The sequence below is a fragment of the Paenarthrobacter sp. NPDC089675 genome, assembly GCF_044749185.1.
Classification (GTDB): Bacteria; Actinomycetota; Actinomycetes; order Actinomycetales; family Micrococcaceae; genus Arthrobacter.
This window is the reverse complement of the sequence record NZ_JBIVHM010000006.1, coordinates 303172-316915: the sequence shown is the minus strand read 5'-3', so window position 1 is coordinate 316915 and position 13744 is coordinate 303172. Positions and strand designations below refer to the sequence as shown.

Genomic DNA, 13744 nt, shown 5'->3' with positions numbered 1-13744 from the left:
GGGAATAACAAAATCCATGACGGACCTTTCCCCGCCCTGTGCGTCAGACCGCAAGCGACACACAACCTGTCACACGACAGCCTGACACACAGGGACGTTCCCTATGAAAGGGAAGCGTTCCGGCGTTTTCGTGCGAGCCACCGAAAAGAGACCTATCCGGCTACCAATTTCCGGGCGGCGGCCGAGTGTTCCGCCATGAGCCCGGCCACGTCCAGATCCGGAATCGCCCCGTCAATCACGCGCCACGAACCCCCAACCATCACCCGGTCGGCCCGATCCGCGCCACAGAGCAACAATGCCGCAATGGGGTCATGGCTGCCCGAGAAGCGCAGGGAATCCAGCTTGAACAGAGCCAAATCCGCCTGAAGGCCCGGAGCCAACTGCCCGATATCCGAGCGGCCAAGAACTGCGGCAGACCCGCGCGTGGCCCACCCCAAAGCGCGGGACACGGGAACCGATGCTCCATAGCGAAGCCTTTGCAGGTACAGGGCCTGCCGGGCTTCGAGGATCATGTTGGACGCATCATTGGAGGCAGAGCCGTCCACGCCAAGTCCCACGCGAACGCCGGCGTCCTCAAGCTCCAGGACCCGCGCCGTCCCGGAGGCCAGCCTCATGTTGGAGGTCGGGCAATGCGCGACGGCGGTGCCCGCAGCTCCCAGCCTGGCGATCTCCTCGTCGTTGAAGTGGATGCCGTGCCCCAACCACGTACGGGATCCCAGCCAGCCAACCGATTCCAGATAGTCCACGGTCCGGAGGCCGAACATGGACCGGCAGAAGTCTTCCTCGTCGATGGTTTCGGCAAGATGGGTGTGCAGCCGGACATCGTATCGCTCGGCCATGACTGCGGATTCGGCCATGATTTCCTTGGTCACCGAGAAGGGCGAACAAGGAGCCAGCGCGATCTGCACAACAGCCCCGGGACCTGACTCGTGATACCGGCGAATCAGCCGTTCGCTGTCCGCAAGGATCGCCTCAGGTGACTGGACCGTCGTCCTGGGCGGCAGCCCGCCGTCGTCCTCTCCCAAAGTCATGGATCCGCGCGTCAGGGTGGCCCGCATGCCCATGGATCGGACGGCGGCGACCTCGATGTCGATCGCGTCTTCCATGCCATCCGGGAAGAGGTAGTGGTGGTCGGCAGCCGTGGTGCAGCCGGAAAGCAACAGTTCAGCCAAAGCGACCTGTACCGCGAGCTCGAGGCTGCGCGGAGTGAGTCGCGCCCACACCGGGTAGAGGTTCTTCAGCCAGGGGAAGAGCGGTACGTCGGCCACCGGTCCCCAGGCCCGGGTGAGCGTTTGGTAGAAGTGGTGATGGGTGTTGATGAGCCCCGGCAGCACCACGTGGGCAGAGGCATCGAACTCGGCGCAAGGGACGGTCGGCTGGCCGCCCAAAGGAACGAGTTCAACGATCGTGCCGTCGTCGGAAACCACCAGTCCGTTGCCGGCGTCGAGGTTGTTTGCGGTGAAGATCCCGAGCGGGTTCTTGATCCAAAGCATGTGGGTCCTTGTCTGGTCGGCATGAATGCGTTCCAGCTCAGTTCGGCCCTGTCTGCTGATCCAGGAACCGGCGGCCCTGAAAGGCGCCGGTCCCCACAGCGTAAGAGGCCCGACGTCGGCAGTCAACGGCCGCGGGACCGGTGCCCGGTCACATTGGCAAAGCAACATTCAAGGGTGCACGCTGGTTAGGCAATTTCGTATGACGAAATTAAATTTTCAAAAAACTATGGCGCGGCTCACAATCGTGGTGCTACGCTTCTACTGCCAAAGGCGGGCACCCGGACCTCGGGAAGCTATCTACCAGGCGCAACTTAACCTTCATCGCACATGCTGAAGCCTGGTAACCAAGCTAACTGGAGCTCTTTTTTGCAGCGCCCCCAACAGGTCACCCGGCTTCCACAGCACTAAGGAAGTCGCAACATGAGTACAACCGTCACGGCCGAGCAATTCCTGGCCACCTCCATTGAGCTGGCAACAGCCAATGTCCTGAACAGTGGTGGCCCTTTCGGTGCCGTCATTGTCACCGCGGACGGACGAGCCTTCGAAGGCGTCAACCGCGTTACCGCCTCGAACGATCCCACCGCCCACGCAGAAGTCACGGCCATCCGCAATGCCTGCCGCGAACTGGGAACCTTCGATTTGAGCGGAGCTACCCTCTACACCAGCTGCGAGCCTTGCCCCATGTGCCTGGCCTCCGCACTCTGGGCACGCGTGGACCGCGTGTTCTTTGCCGCAGACCGCCACGACGCCGCCTCCGTTGGCTTCGATGACGCCGTCTTCTACGAGTACTTCGAGAACGACAACCGGGACGCGCTGATGCCGGTAGCCAAACTGGAGCTGGGCGACCCCCAGGCTCCGGAGGCCCTCCAGCCGTTCAACACATGGAACACCCTCGATTCCAGGATCGACTACTAGGGCCCGGTGGCTGACATGGAAATCCTGGATACCGCAGAAATGCAGACAGCAGCTGAGAAGCAGGCTGCGCTCCTCCCCAACGGGGACAAGGGCGCAGGGCCCACGGCAGCAAACGCAAAGCACACCGCCGGAGCACCCGGGAACGGCAAGAAGCCCCCGAGCTTCCTGGACAAGTTCTTCGAGATCTCCAAGCGCGGCTCCACGCTGGCACGCGAATTCCGTGGCGGGCTGGTTACCTTCTTTACCATGGCGTACATCGTCATCCTCAACCCGCTGATCCTCGGAGGATTCTCCGCGGAAAACGCCCCCACCGATGTTGCCGGAGGCTGGCTCTCCGCTGCACAGGTCGGCGCAGTCACCGGCCTGACCGCCGGTGTCATGACGATCGTCTTCGGTCTGGTCGCCAATCTTCCGTTCGGGCTCGCGGCGGGCCTGGGGATCAACTCGTTCCTGGCCGTCGCCGTGATCCAGGAAGTCACGTGGCCCGAAGCCATGGGCCTCGTGGTCATCAACGGCATCCTGATCGTCCTCTTCGGTGCCACGGGTGCGCGGACGGCGATCTTCAAGGCAGTACCCAAGGAACTCAAGGCCGCCATCACCGTTGGCATCGGCCTGTTCATCGCCTTCATCGGCTTCGTCGACTCCGGCTTTGTCCGTCCCACCAAGGGCGGGCCGCCGGTCCAGCTCGGTAATGATGGATCCATCACGTCCATCCCCACCCTCGTCTTCATTGTCGGATTGCTGGTCATGGGTATCCTCGTGGCACGCAAGATCCAGGGCGGCCTGCTGATCGGCATCGTCGCCACCACCGTCCTCGCCGCTGTTGCCGAGGCCGTGTTCAAGATCGGTCCCGGCACCGCCGACAACCCTGGCGGCTGGCACCTCAACACCCCCGTGCTCTCCGGCCAGCTGGTTTCCGTTCCGGATTTGAGCCTGGTCGGCCACTTCGATCTTTTCGGTTCGTTCGCCCGGATCGGTGGCCTGGCAGCAACGATGCTGGTCTTCACCCTGGTGTTCACCAACTTCTTCGACGCCATGGGCACCATGACGGGCCTAGCCAAGAGCGCCGGCGTGGCCCACAAGGACGGCACGTTCCCCAAGCTGAAGTCGGCATTCATTGTTGAAGGCATGGGGGCGGTGGTGGGCGGTGCAACCTCCGGTTCGTCGAACACCGTCTACATCGACTCGGCAGCGGGCATCGGCGAAGGTGCCCGGACCGGACTGGCCTCCGTAGTTACGGGCTTGCTGTTCCTGGGTTCGATGTTCTTCACCCCGCTCACCTCCGTGGTCCCGCTGGAAGTCGCAGCTGCAGCCCTGGTGGTGGTGGGCGCGATGATGATGGCGCAGATCCGCGAGATCAAGTTCACCAAGTTCGCCATCGCCTTGCCGGCCTTCCTGACCATCGTCACCATGCCGCTGACGTACTCCATCGCCAACGGCATCGGCGTCGGGTTCATCTCCTTCGCGGTGGTCAACGCGGCGTCGGGTAAGGCCAAGAAGGTCCATCCACTCATGTGGGTGGTCACGGCGGGCTTCATCATCTACTTTGCCCGCGGCCCGATCAACGCCCTAATGGGGATCTAGCGGCCAGGCTAACCCCGGGCCGGCGGGCAAACCGGCACTCTGATCGGCGGTCCGCCTGATCCCACCGCACGAATAGGCGTCCGTCGTCGTGGTCCCCTCCCCGGGGAGGCACGACGGCGGGCGGCGGCCGGGATCGACGCTCCGCTATGGAGCGGGGGCAGGGAGATGAAGCCCTTGCCCCCGCCCCTATGACTCCACATTGAATAACCGCGACTACCCCTCAACAACCTCCCGAAATGAGAATATGGGGCAAGATCGCGCACTGCTCCGGCCGGGCCATCCCGGCCGGGACACCTGGAAAAAGGACGTGTTGCCATGCTGGATCTGATGCCTTCACTGGGCAACTGGCGGCCTGCGGTCTCCGGCCAACGCCTTGCCGTGGCTACGATCGTTGGGACCGGCGGCTCGGTGCCGCGGCCCATGGGGACATCGATGATGGTCTCCGAAAACGGCGAGATCCTTGGCAGCCTGTCCGGAGGCTGCGTGGAAGGCGCCGTAGTTGAAGCGGCCTTGGAAGCCATGCGCGACGGCGGCCCGCGGCTTGAGTTGTTCGGCTACAGTTCCGAGGACGCATTCGCCGTGGGGCTTACCTGCGGAGGCGAACTGGAAGTCCACATCCAGCCGCTCCAAGCGGGGCTTCCGGAACTCGCGCCCTTCGGCCGGGCAACCGCACCCGAGGACCGCGCTCCCACTCCCTTGGCACTCATCCGCAGGCTGGACGCCGTTGGAGGTGCCGTGGTCGTCAAGGATCCCGTGCGGTTCCGCGCCATGGAGTCACCGGAGCTCGCCAAGCTGGTGGGCGATCACCCCGCCACTCTGTTCGCGGCGGCCGCCCAAGTGGAACCCTTGCTCCAGGGCGGCCGCGCCGGCTTGGTGCGGCTTGCCCCGCCGGAAGCATGCATCGATGGCTGGGTCACCCTGGACCGTTGGGAGAATCCTCCCGAAGAGACCGAGCCGCAGCCCATCACCTTGTTCGTCGAAAGCCGCCTTCCCGCGCCCCGCATGCTGGTGTTCGGCGCGAACGATTTCGGGGCAGCGCTCCTCCCGGCCGGACAACTCCTTGGCTACAACGTCACCCTGTGTGACGCCCGGGCCGCCTTCTCCCGGCAAGACCGCTTCGCCGGTGCCGATCAAGTGGTCACCGAATGGCCGCACCGCTATCTGGAAAGTGAAGCCGCGGCCGGACTGATCGATGGCCGCACGGTTGTCTGCGTCCTGACACACGATCCCAAATTCGATATCCCCCTGCTGGAAACTGCCCTGAAGTTGAACTTGGCCTACGTTGGCGCGATGGGATCCCGTCGAAGCCACCGGCAACGCATCGATGCCCTGCTGGACGCCGGCACACCATCGGAATCCTTGGAACGGCTCCACTCACCCATCGGACTGGACCTCGGCGCGGTCACCCCGGCGGAGGTGGCTGTTGCCATTACGGCCGAGATCGTTGCTTCGCGCGGGAGCCACCCGGGCCGCGGAGCTTTCCGCTCCCTCAAGGACAGCTCGGGGCCGATCCACTCTGTTTCTACCGAAGACCCTGACTCCCAGGAGGACACATGGACATGAACACCATCGAGGCCGTGGTACCCACTACGGACCCCGCCGAATGGCGCGAAGGCGATGCCTGGTTGGCCGGCGGCACCGTCCTCTTCTCCTACGGAAGCACCGTCCTCAAACGGCTCCTTGACCTGGGCAACGCCGGTTGGGCGGCCGCCACCGTGACCGATGACGGCATTGAACTTGCCGCTACCTGCACTGTCGCGGAACTATATGCGCTCCCGGAATCCGCCGAAACAGCGCACCGCGAATGGCCAGGGCTGGCCCTCATCCGTCCCAGCTGCGATTCCTTCGTGGCGTCCTTCAAGGTCTGGAACATGTCCACGGTGGGCGGCAACATCTGCACGTCCTTGCCTGCAGGTCCTATGATCTCGCTTTGTGCCGGCCTGGATGGCGTTGCCACGATCATCGGCCCTGCCGGGACCAGCCGAACCGTTCCCGTTGCAGATTGTGTGACCGGCGAGATGGAAAACGTCCTGATGCCGGGCGAACTCCTTCGCAGCATCCACCTTCCCGCCGAGGCCCTGTCCGCCCGGGTGGCGTTCCGGCGGTTGTCGCTGAGCAACCTCGGCCGTTCCGGCGTGCTGCTGATCGGCCGGTTGGATCCCGTATTCGGCCTGGTCATCACGGTGACGGCCTCCACCAAAAGGCCGGTGCAGCTGAGGTTCGCAGCGGACCAGGTTCCCGACGCCGCAACGTTGGCAGCCGCCGTCGAACATTCCATCCCCTGGACGCTGTACCACGATGACATCCATGGACTACCCGCATGGCGCCGGGACATGACCATCCGGCTGGCGGAAGAAATCCGCGCTGAACTGCTGGACGAATCGATGACCGTGTCCGGCGACTTCTGGCCGCCCCACGCCACTTCGCCGCAGCCCTCTACCCAACCCGAAACTTCAGGCACCTAGAAGGAGGCCTTCCATGACAATCGAGATCAACGGATCCGCCACCCAGGCCACACCCCGTCCCGGCCAGTGCCTCCGTACGTTCCTCCGCGAGCAGGGCAACTTTGGCGTCAAGAAGGGCTGCGACGGCGGCGACTGCGGCGCCTGCACCGTCCACGTCGACGGTACGCCCGTACACAGCTGCATCTACCCTGCCGTCCGTGCCGAGGGCAAAGCGGTCACCACCATCGAAGGCCTCGCCACTGAGGACGGACTGCACCCTGTGCAGGAACAGTTCCTGGAGGCCCAGGGTTTCCAGTGCGGCTTCTGCACCGCCGGCATGATGATGACCGCCGCCACGTTCGACGACGAACAACGCGCCAACCTGCCCAGGAACCTCAAGGGCAATCTGTGCCGGTGCACGGGTTACCGATCAATCGCGGATGCGGTCTGCGGCCACTCAGGTGCCGGGGAAGCCGGGAACGGGCAGCTCGGCGACAACGTGCCGGCGCCCGCAGGCCCGGCCGTGGTGACGGGTACGGCCAGGTATGCCTTGGATGTTCCGGCAGAACAACTGCCCGGCGTGCTCCACTTGAAGCTCCTGCGTTCCCCGCACGCCCATGCCAGGATCGTCTCGATCGACAAGACCGCCGCCCTGGCCGTTCCGGGTGTGGTGGCAGTCTTCACGCACGAGGACGCCCCTCAGCAGCTCTTCTCCACGGCCCAGCACGAGCACTACACCGACGATCCCGACGACACCCGCGTGCTGGACAATGTGGTTCGCTTCATCGGCCAGCGCGTTGCGGCCGTTGTCGCCGAATCCGTGGGCGCAGCCGAAGCCGGCGCCCGGGCGTTGGAGGTGGAGTATGAGCTCCTTGATGCCGTGTTCACCCCGCACGAGGCCATCCTTCCCGGAGCCCCTGCCATCCATGGTGAAAAGGACGCAGTCTCCACCAGGATCGCGCGCCCCCGGGACAACGTGGTTGCCGAGGTCCACGCAGAACTCGGCAATGTGGAGGAAGGGTTTGCCGAGGCGGACTTCGTCCACGAGCACACGTACCAGACCCAGCGTGTGCAGCATGTTGCGATGGAAACCCACTCTTCCATTGCCTGGATTGACCAGGACGGACGGCTGATGGTGCGTTCCTCAAGCCAGGTACCCTTCCTGGTTAAGCGCACACTGATCCGGCTCTTCAACCTGCCGGAGGAGTCTGTCCGCGTGGTAGCGGGACGGGTTGGGGGTGGCTTTGGTGGAAAGCAGGAAGTGCTGACCGAGGACCTGGTGGCCCTGGCGGCACTCACCCTGAAACGCCCGGTGCAGCTGGAGTTCACCCGGACCGAGCAGTTCACTGCTACCACCACCAGGCATCCGTTCACCATCAAGCTCAAGGCCGGAGCCAGCAGGGACGGTTACCTTACCGCGCTGCAGCTCGACGTCATCACCAACACCGGCGCCTACGGAAACCACGCTCCCGGGGTGATGTTCCATGGCTGCGGCGAGTCGCTGGCGGTTTACAAATGCGTCAACAAAAAGGTGGACGCCCAGGCCGTGTATACCAACACTGTGCCCGCCGGGGCATTCCGCGGTTATGGCTTGAGCCAAATGATCTTCGCCATGGAATCGGCCATTGACGAGCTTGCTGTAGGAATCGGCATGGACCCCCTGGAGTTCAGGCTCAAGAACATGGTCCGCCCTGGTGATCACATGCTCTCCACTACTCCCGAACCGGAAGAGGACGTGCACTACGGCAGCTACGGACTGGACCAGTGTGTTGCGCTGGTTCGGGATGCACTGGACCGGGGCAAGGAACGCTACCGTGCCGCGGGCCTGGACCAGCTGGGCCCGGAGTGGGTCACCGGCGAGGGCGCGGCGCTGTCCATGATCGATACCGTGCCCCCGCGCGGCCACTTCGCCCACACCCGGGTGAGCCTCGAAGTGGACGGCCGGTTCGCCGTCGACGTCGGAACTGCGGAATTCGGAAACGGCACCACAACCGTCCATGCGCAGCTGGCCGCCACGGCTCTGGGGACCTCCGCCCACAACATCCAGGTGCGGCAGTCTGACACGGATCTTGTGGAGCACGACACTGGCGCGTTCGGCTCGGCCGGTACCGTCGTGGCCGGCAAGGCAACGCTGGGCGCAGCGCTGGAGCTGGCTACCCGTATCCAGACAGTGGCCGCCTCGCTGACCGGGGTGCCGTTGGCCGAGTGCCGTTTGGTGGACGGAGCCGTGGAGTGCGGTAAGCGAACGCTGTCGCTGAAGGAAATTTACGACGCCGCGCGCCTCCAAGGCGTCCGGCTCGCCACCGACGGCAACTGGGGCGGTACGCCGCGTTCGGTTGCCTTCAACGTCCACGGTTTCCGGGTCGCGGTGAATACGGGAACGGGGGAGTTGCGGATCCTGCAGAGCGTGCAGGCAGCCGACGCCGGCGTGGTGGTCAACCCCCGCCAATGCCGTGGACAGATCGAGGGTGGGATTGCCCAGGCCCTCGGGGCTGTGCTGTACGAGGAAGTGAAGGTGGACGACTCCGGAAGGGTCACCACGGACATCCTCCGGCAGTACCACATCCCCTCGTTCGCGGATGTGCCCCGCAGCGAGGTGTACTTCGCCACCACCAACGACTCCACCGGTCCGCTTGGCGCCAAGTCCATGAGCGAGAGCCCCTTCAACCCCGTGGCACCGGCCTTGGCCAATGCAATCCGTAATGCCACGGGAGTGCGCTTCGGTGAGCTCCCCATTGCGCGGGACAAGATCTACTTGGCCCTGCGCGACCGGACCCTCATCCCCAACTAACCCCCCGTCCACCCAACTAGGTCGCAGATCAGGCCGTTCTCAGCGCTGGGAACGACCTGATCTGCGACCTACTTGGGTTAAAGGGGGAGTTCCATGAACACGCTGTTGGGGTCCAGCGTGTAGTCGGCGAACGGCGGGCATTCCGTGAAGCCATGCTTGGCATACAAGCGCCGTGCCGGAGCGAAGTAGTCCTCGGTCCCCGTCTCCAAGGCAACGCGCCCATACCCCCGCTTCCGGGCCTCCGCGACGATGTGCTCCAGCAGCATGGTGGCCACACCCCGCCCGCGTGCATTGGAGGTGGTCCGCATCGACTTCAGCTCGGCTTCACCTTGATCCGCCTCGCCGGAAGCGCCCAGCACCTTCAAGGCTCCGCAGCCCAGGAGCACGCCGTCCTCCCGGGCTGTCCAGAAAGTAATGGATTCGTGCTGCAATGCCGAATGATCCAGGGCGTGCACGCTTTCCGCGGGGGAGGTGGCGAACATATCGGCCAGGTGTTCACTCAAGAGCGCGTGGACGTCAGGGCGCGCGGGATCATCCAAATCGATGCGGATCATGCACCAAATCTACCCGTCAAGCAGGTGCAGTTGGTCCTTGGTGTCCAGGTCCTCGCCGGAGCAGAGATCGCTGCAATCCACCAGGTCCACCAGACCCGGATGCGCCTTCAGGAACGAACGCGCGCCGGTGTCGCCACTCGCCGCCGCCGCGGCTTCCGCGCGAAGCCCGACGTCGATAATCACCGGGTGCCGACGCTTCAGGTGCCCCGACTCATCAGGGTAGGCAGCTGCGGTGATCCGGCCGGGACGGTGGCTGCCCAGCAGCCTGCTCACCGCCGTCGGGGTTAGGCCTGGCTGGTCCACCAGCGCAACGAGGATGCTGTTTCCGGGCGAGGCCGCTTCGATTCCTGCCCTGAACGATCCCGACATTCCCTTGGCCCAGTTGGCGTTCTCCACCACGGTGTAACGGTCCAGTTCCGTCGTACCCGCGATTCGTTCAGCTTCGGCACCGAGAACCACCACCACCTCACGGCAGCCGCCGTCGAACAGGGTATCGGCCAGCACTTCAACCAGCGTGCGCCCACGGAAGGGCAGCAGCGCCTTGGGGCCGCGGCCAAGCCGGGTGCCGGCCCCGGCGGCGAGCAGCACGCCGGTGATCGGCGCGGCGCCGGATTGAGTCATAAACACACCATACGCGCGGGGTTCCATGCGGTCTCTAGCTCCTCGAAGGCTTTCACGGACATCTACCGAAATCGGTTGCAAACTACTCGCGAGTAGGCCTTTTGGTGGCGTCCCGGGGCGATTACTGTCTGAAGGGAATTGTTCAAATCAGCTCTGGTGCAATGACGCGTGGAGGTCAGAAAGATGGCGGGCAGTTTCGAAATCCTCAAGGCAGGTACCAACACTTTCCGTTTCCGGCTCACGGCCGACGACGGAACGGTAGTGGCAGTATCGCCGCAATTCCCGAACCTGGCAGCAGTAGTAGCCGGCATCAACGCGGTCCGGGAGAACGCGGCAACCGGCTTCGTGGTGGACCGCAGGAACCTGGGCACGTAGTTCCTGGTTGAACGCAAAGGTGGCGGCAGTGTTCGTTGGAACACCGCCGCCACCTTTTTCATGCCGTTTTGCTGCGCCTGGGGCTAGGCGTCGCCGCCTGCGCCACCGGTGGTGCCTGCGTTCACGTCGAGCAGTTTGTAGCGGTCAATTGCGTACGACGGCGCGCCCTCCTCAACCTCGCCCCTCGCCGCCAGCATCTGCAGGGTTTTGGTGATGATGGAGTGGGTGTCGTTTTTGAAGTAGCGGCGTGCGGCTTGGCGGGTGTCGGAGAAGCCGAAGCCGTCTGCTCCGAGGGAGGCGAAGTCGTTGGGGATGTATTGGCGGATTTGGTCGGGGATGGCTTTCATGTAGTCGGAGACGGCGATGACGGGTCCGTGGTGGCCGGTGAGTTGTTCGGTGATGAAGGGGGTGGGTGTGGGTTGGCCGGGGTTGAGGAAGGCGTGTTCTTCGGCGGCGAGTCCGTCGCGTCGGAGTTCGTTCCAGGAGGTCACGGACCAGACGGTGGCGGCGACGTTCCAGTCTTCGTTCAGGATGCGGGCGGCTTCGAGTGCCCAGGGCACGGAGACGCCGGAGGCGAGGATCTGGGCGGTGGGCCGGTTGGTGTTTCCTTCGGGGGCGTCGGCGAGTTTGTAGATGCCTTTGAGGAGTCCGTTGGTGTCGAGGTTGTCGGGTTCGGCGGGTTGGGTGATGGGTTCGTTGTAGACGGTGAGGTAGTACATCACGTTTTTATCCGTGCTGTCGGGACCGTACATGGTTTCGAGGCCGTGGCGGATGATGTGGCCGATTTCGTAGCCGTAGGCGGGGTCGTAGGTGCGTACGGCGGGGTTGGTGGAGGCGAGCAGGGGTGAGTGTCCGTCGGCGTGTTGGAGTCCTTCGCCGGTGAGGGTGGTTCGTCCTGCGGTGGCGCCGATGATGAAGCCGCGGGTCATTTGGTCGGCTGCGGCCCAGAAGGAGTCGCCGGTGCGTTGGAAGCCGAACATGGAGTAGAACACGTAGATCGGGACCAGGGGTTCGCCGTGGGTGGCGTAGGAGGTTCCGGCGGCGGTGAATGCTGCGACGGCTCCGGCTTCGTTGATGCCGGGGTGGATCAGTTGCCCGGCGGGGGATTCTTTGTAGGCCAGGACGAGGTCGCGGTCCACGGAGAGGTAGTTCTGGCCTTTGGGGTTGTAGATTTTCGCGGTCGGGAAGAACGCGTCCATGCCGAAGGTGCGGGATTCGTCGGGGACGACCGGGACGAGGCGGTGGCCGAAGTTCTTGTCCCGCATGAGGTCTTTGAGCAGCCGCACGAAGGCCATGGTGGTCGCGGCTTGTTGTTTGCCGGAGCCGCGTTTGGCGATCTCGTAGGACTTGGTCTCGGGCAGGGTCACGGGGGTGTGGTCGGGGCGGCGTTCGGGCAGGAACCCGCCCAGGGCCTTGCGGCGTTCCATGAGGTACTGGATTTCCGGGGCGTCCGGGCCGGGGTGGTAGTACGGGGGCCGGTAGAGGTCCGCGTCGAGTTGTTCGTCGGTGATGGGGATGCGCAGGTGGTCACGGAAGGCTTTGAGGTCTTCCATGGTCAGTTTCTTCATCTGGTGGGTCGCGTTGCGGCCCTCGAAGTGCGGTCCGAGGCCGTAGCCCTTGACAGTTTTGGCGAGGATGACGGTGGGTTTGCCCTTGAACTCGACCGCTGCCTTGTAGGCGGCGTAGACCTTGCGGTAGTCGTGGCCGCCGCGTTTGAGGTTCCAGATCTGCTCGTCGCTCAGGTCAGCGACCATGTCCTTGGTCTGGGGGGTGCGGCCGAAGAAGTGTTCGCGGACGAACCCGCCGGATTCGGCCTTGTAGGTCTGGTAGTCCCCGTCGGCGGTTTCGTTCATGAGTTTCACGAGCGCGCCGTCGGTGTCGTTTTCCAGGAGGGTGTCCCATTCCCGGCCCCAGACGACCTTGATCACGTTCCAGCCCGCGCCGCGGAAGAACGCCTCGAGCTCCTGCATGATCTTGCCGTTGCCCCGGACCGGCCCGTCCAGGCGCTGGAGGTTGCAGTTGATCACGAAGTTCAGGTTGTCCAGGTTCTCGTTCGCTGCGAGCTGGAGCAGGCCACGGGATTCGGGTTCGTCCATTTCCCCGTCGCCGAGGAACGCCCAGACCTGCTGCTCGGAGGTGTCCTTGATCCCGCGGTTGTGCAGGTACCGGTTGGACTGGGCCTGGTAGATCGCGTTCATCGGGCCGATACCCATCGACACGGTCGGGAATTCCCAGAACTTAGGCATCAACCTTGGGTGCGGGTACGAGGAGAGGGCGTGGCCTTCCTTGGACTTCTCCTGCCGGAACCCGTCCAGGTCCTCTTCGGTGAGCCGGCCTTCCATGAATCCCCTGGCGTACATGCCAGGGGAGGCGTGGCCCTGGAAAAACACCTGGTCCCCGCCCGAAGGGTGGTCCTTGCCGCGGAAGAAATGGTTGAACCCGACCTCGTACAGGGTCGCCGCGCCCGCGTAGGTGGAAATATGCCCGCCCACACCAATATCGGACCGCTGCGCCCGGTGGACCATCACGGCCGCGTTCCACCGCATATACGCCCGGTACCGGCGCTCGAACTCCTCATTCCCCGGGAACTCGGCCTCCTGGTCCACCGGGATCGTGTTCACATAATCAGTGGTCGTCACCATCGGAACACCCACGCTCCGGGCACCGGCACGCTGCAACAACGAACGCATAATGAACTGCGCCCGCTCCGTACCCTGCTCCGCGATCAACGCATCAAGGGACTCAATCCACTCCGCGGTCTCTTCCGGATCACGATCAGGCAACTGGGCAGTCAACCCACTAAGGATGTGTGAGGTCTCTTCTCCTGCAGCCACGTCCAACCTCTCTTCATTGAATGTCTGGGCGCTTGCTCTGTGGGGGCGCTCAAGGGAATTTCGTATTGTGAGAATAAAATTCTGCAATTCGAGATTACGCACGCCTGCTGGGCAGCGTCAACACGGATTGCTG

General features: G+C 64.0%; 10 protein-coding genes. 6 read left to right on the top strand and 4 right to left on the bottom strand.

What is annotated here, in order from left to right; translation table 11 throughout:
* Positions 1-152: 152 nt before the first annotated feature.
* The gene (locus tag ACIPY2_RS15185) at positions 153-1493 is read right to left on the bottom strand and encodes an 8-oxoguanine deaminase (protein WP_400267214.1); all 1341 of its coding nucleotides are present in this window, start codon (positions 1491-1493) and stop codon (positions 153-155) included.
* Between the two features lie 420 nt (positions 1494-1913).
* On the opposite strand from ACIPY2_RS15185, the gene ACIPY2_RS15180 reads away from it, so the two are divergent.
* The 5 genes from ACIPY2_RS15180 (at position 1914) to ACIPY2_RS15160 (ending at position 9227) form a co-directional block, all read left to right on the top strand.
* Positions 1914-2408 (top strand): nucleoside deaminase, encoded by a 495-nt coding sequence (locus tag ACIPY2_RS15180; protein WP_018778860.1) that lies wholly within the window; start codon positions 1914-1916, stop codon positions 2406-2408.
* A gap of 6 nt (positions 2409-2414) precedes the next feature.
* Positions 2415-3992, top strand: coding sequence for an NCS2 family permease (locus tag ACIPY2_RS15175; RefSeq protein WP_400267213.1), 1578 nt, complete (start codon positions 2415-2417; stop codon positions 3990-3992).
* A gap of 315 nt (positions 3993-4307) precedes the next feature.
* Positions 4308-5555 (top strand): XdhC family protein, encoded by a 1248-nt coding sequence (locus tag ACIPY2_RS15170; RefSeq protein ID WP_400267212.1) that lies wholly within the window; start codon positions 4308-4310, stop codon positions 5553-5555.
* The gene (locus tag ACIPY2_RS15165) at positions 5546-6457 is read left to right on the top strand and encodes an FAD binding domain-containing protein (RefSeq protein ID WP_400267211.1); all 912 of its coding nucleotides are present in this window, start codon (positions 5546-5548) and stop codon (positions 6455-6457) included. The genes ACIPY2_RS15170 and ACIPY2_RS15165 overlap by 10 nt, the downstream gene beginning before the upstream one ends.
* 13 nt (positions 6458-6470) lie before the next feature.
* Positions 6471-9227 (top strand): molybdopterin-dependent oxidoreductase, encoded by a 2757-nt coding sequence (locus tag ACIPY2_RS15160; RefSeq protein ID WP_400267210.1) that lies wholly within the window; start codon positions 6471-6473, stop codon positions 9225-9227.
* Between the two features lie 77 nt (positions 9228-9304).
* Here ACIPY2_RS15160 and ACIPY2_RS15155 read toward each other — a convergent pair whose 3' ends face one another.
* Positions 9305-9781: a GNAT family N-acetyltransferase gene (locus tag ACIPY2_RS15155; protein WP_400267209.1), complete on the bottom strand. Its 477-nt coding sequence runs from the start codon at positions 9779-9781 to the stop codon at positions 9305-9307.
* Between the two features lie 9 nt (positions 9782-9790).
* Positions 9791-10429, bottom strand: a complete 639-nt coding sequence (gene nboR, locus ACIPY2_RS15150) for a nicotine blue oxidoreductase (protein WP_400267208.1) — start codon at positions 10427-10429, stop codon at positions 9791-9793.
* Between the two features lie 156 nt (positions 10430-10585).
* Here nboR and ACIPY2_RS15145 point away from each other — a divergent pair, with 156 nt between their 5' ends.
* Entirely contained in the window at positions 10586-10777 is a 192-nt protein-coding gene (locus ACIPY2_RS15145) for a DUF1508 domain-containing protein (protein WP_347108406.1), read from the top strand.
* A gap of 83 nt (positions 10778-10860) precedes the next feature.
* On the opposite strand, the gene aceE is transcribed toward ACIPY2_RS15145, so the two are convergent.
* Positions 10861-13611: a pyruvate dehydrogenase (acetyl-transferring), homodimeric type gene (gene aceE / locus ACIPY2_RS15140; protein WP_400267207.1), complete on the bottom strand. Its 2751-nt coding sequence runs from the start codon at positions 13609-13611 to the stop codon at positions 10861-10863.
* Positions 13612-13744: the final 133 nt, after the last annotated feature.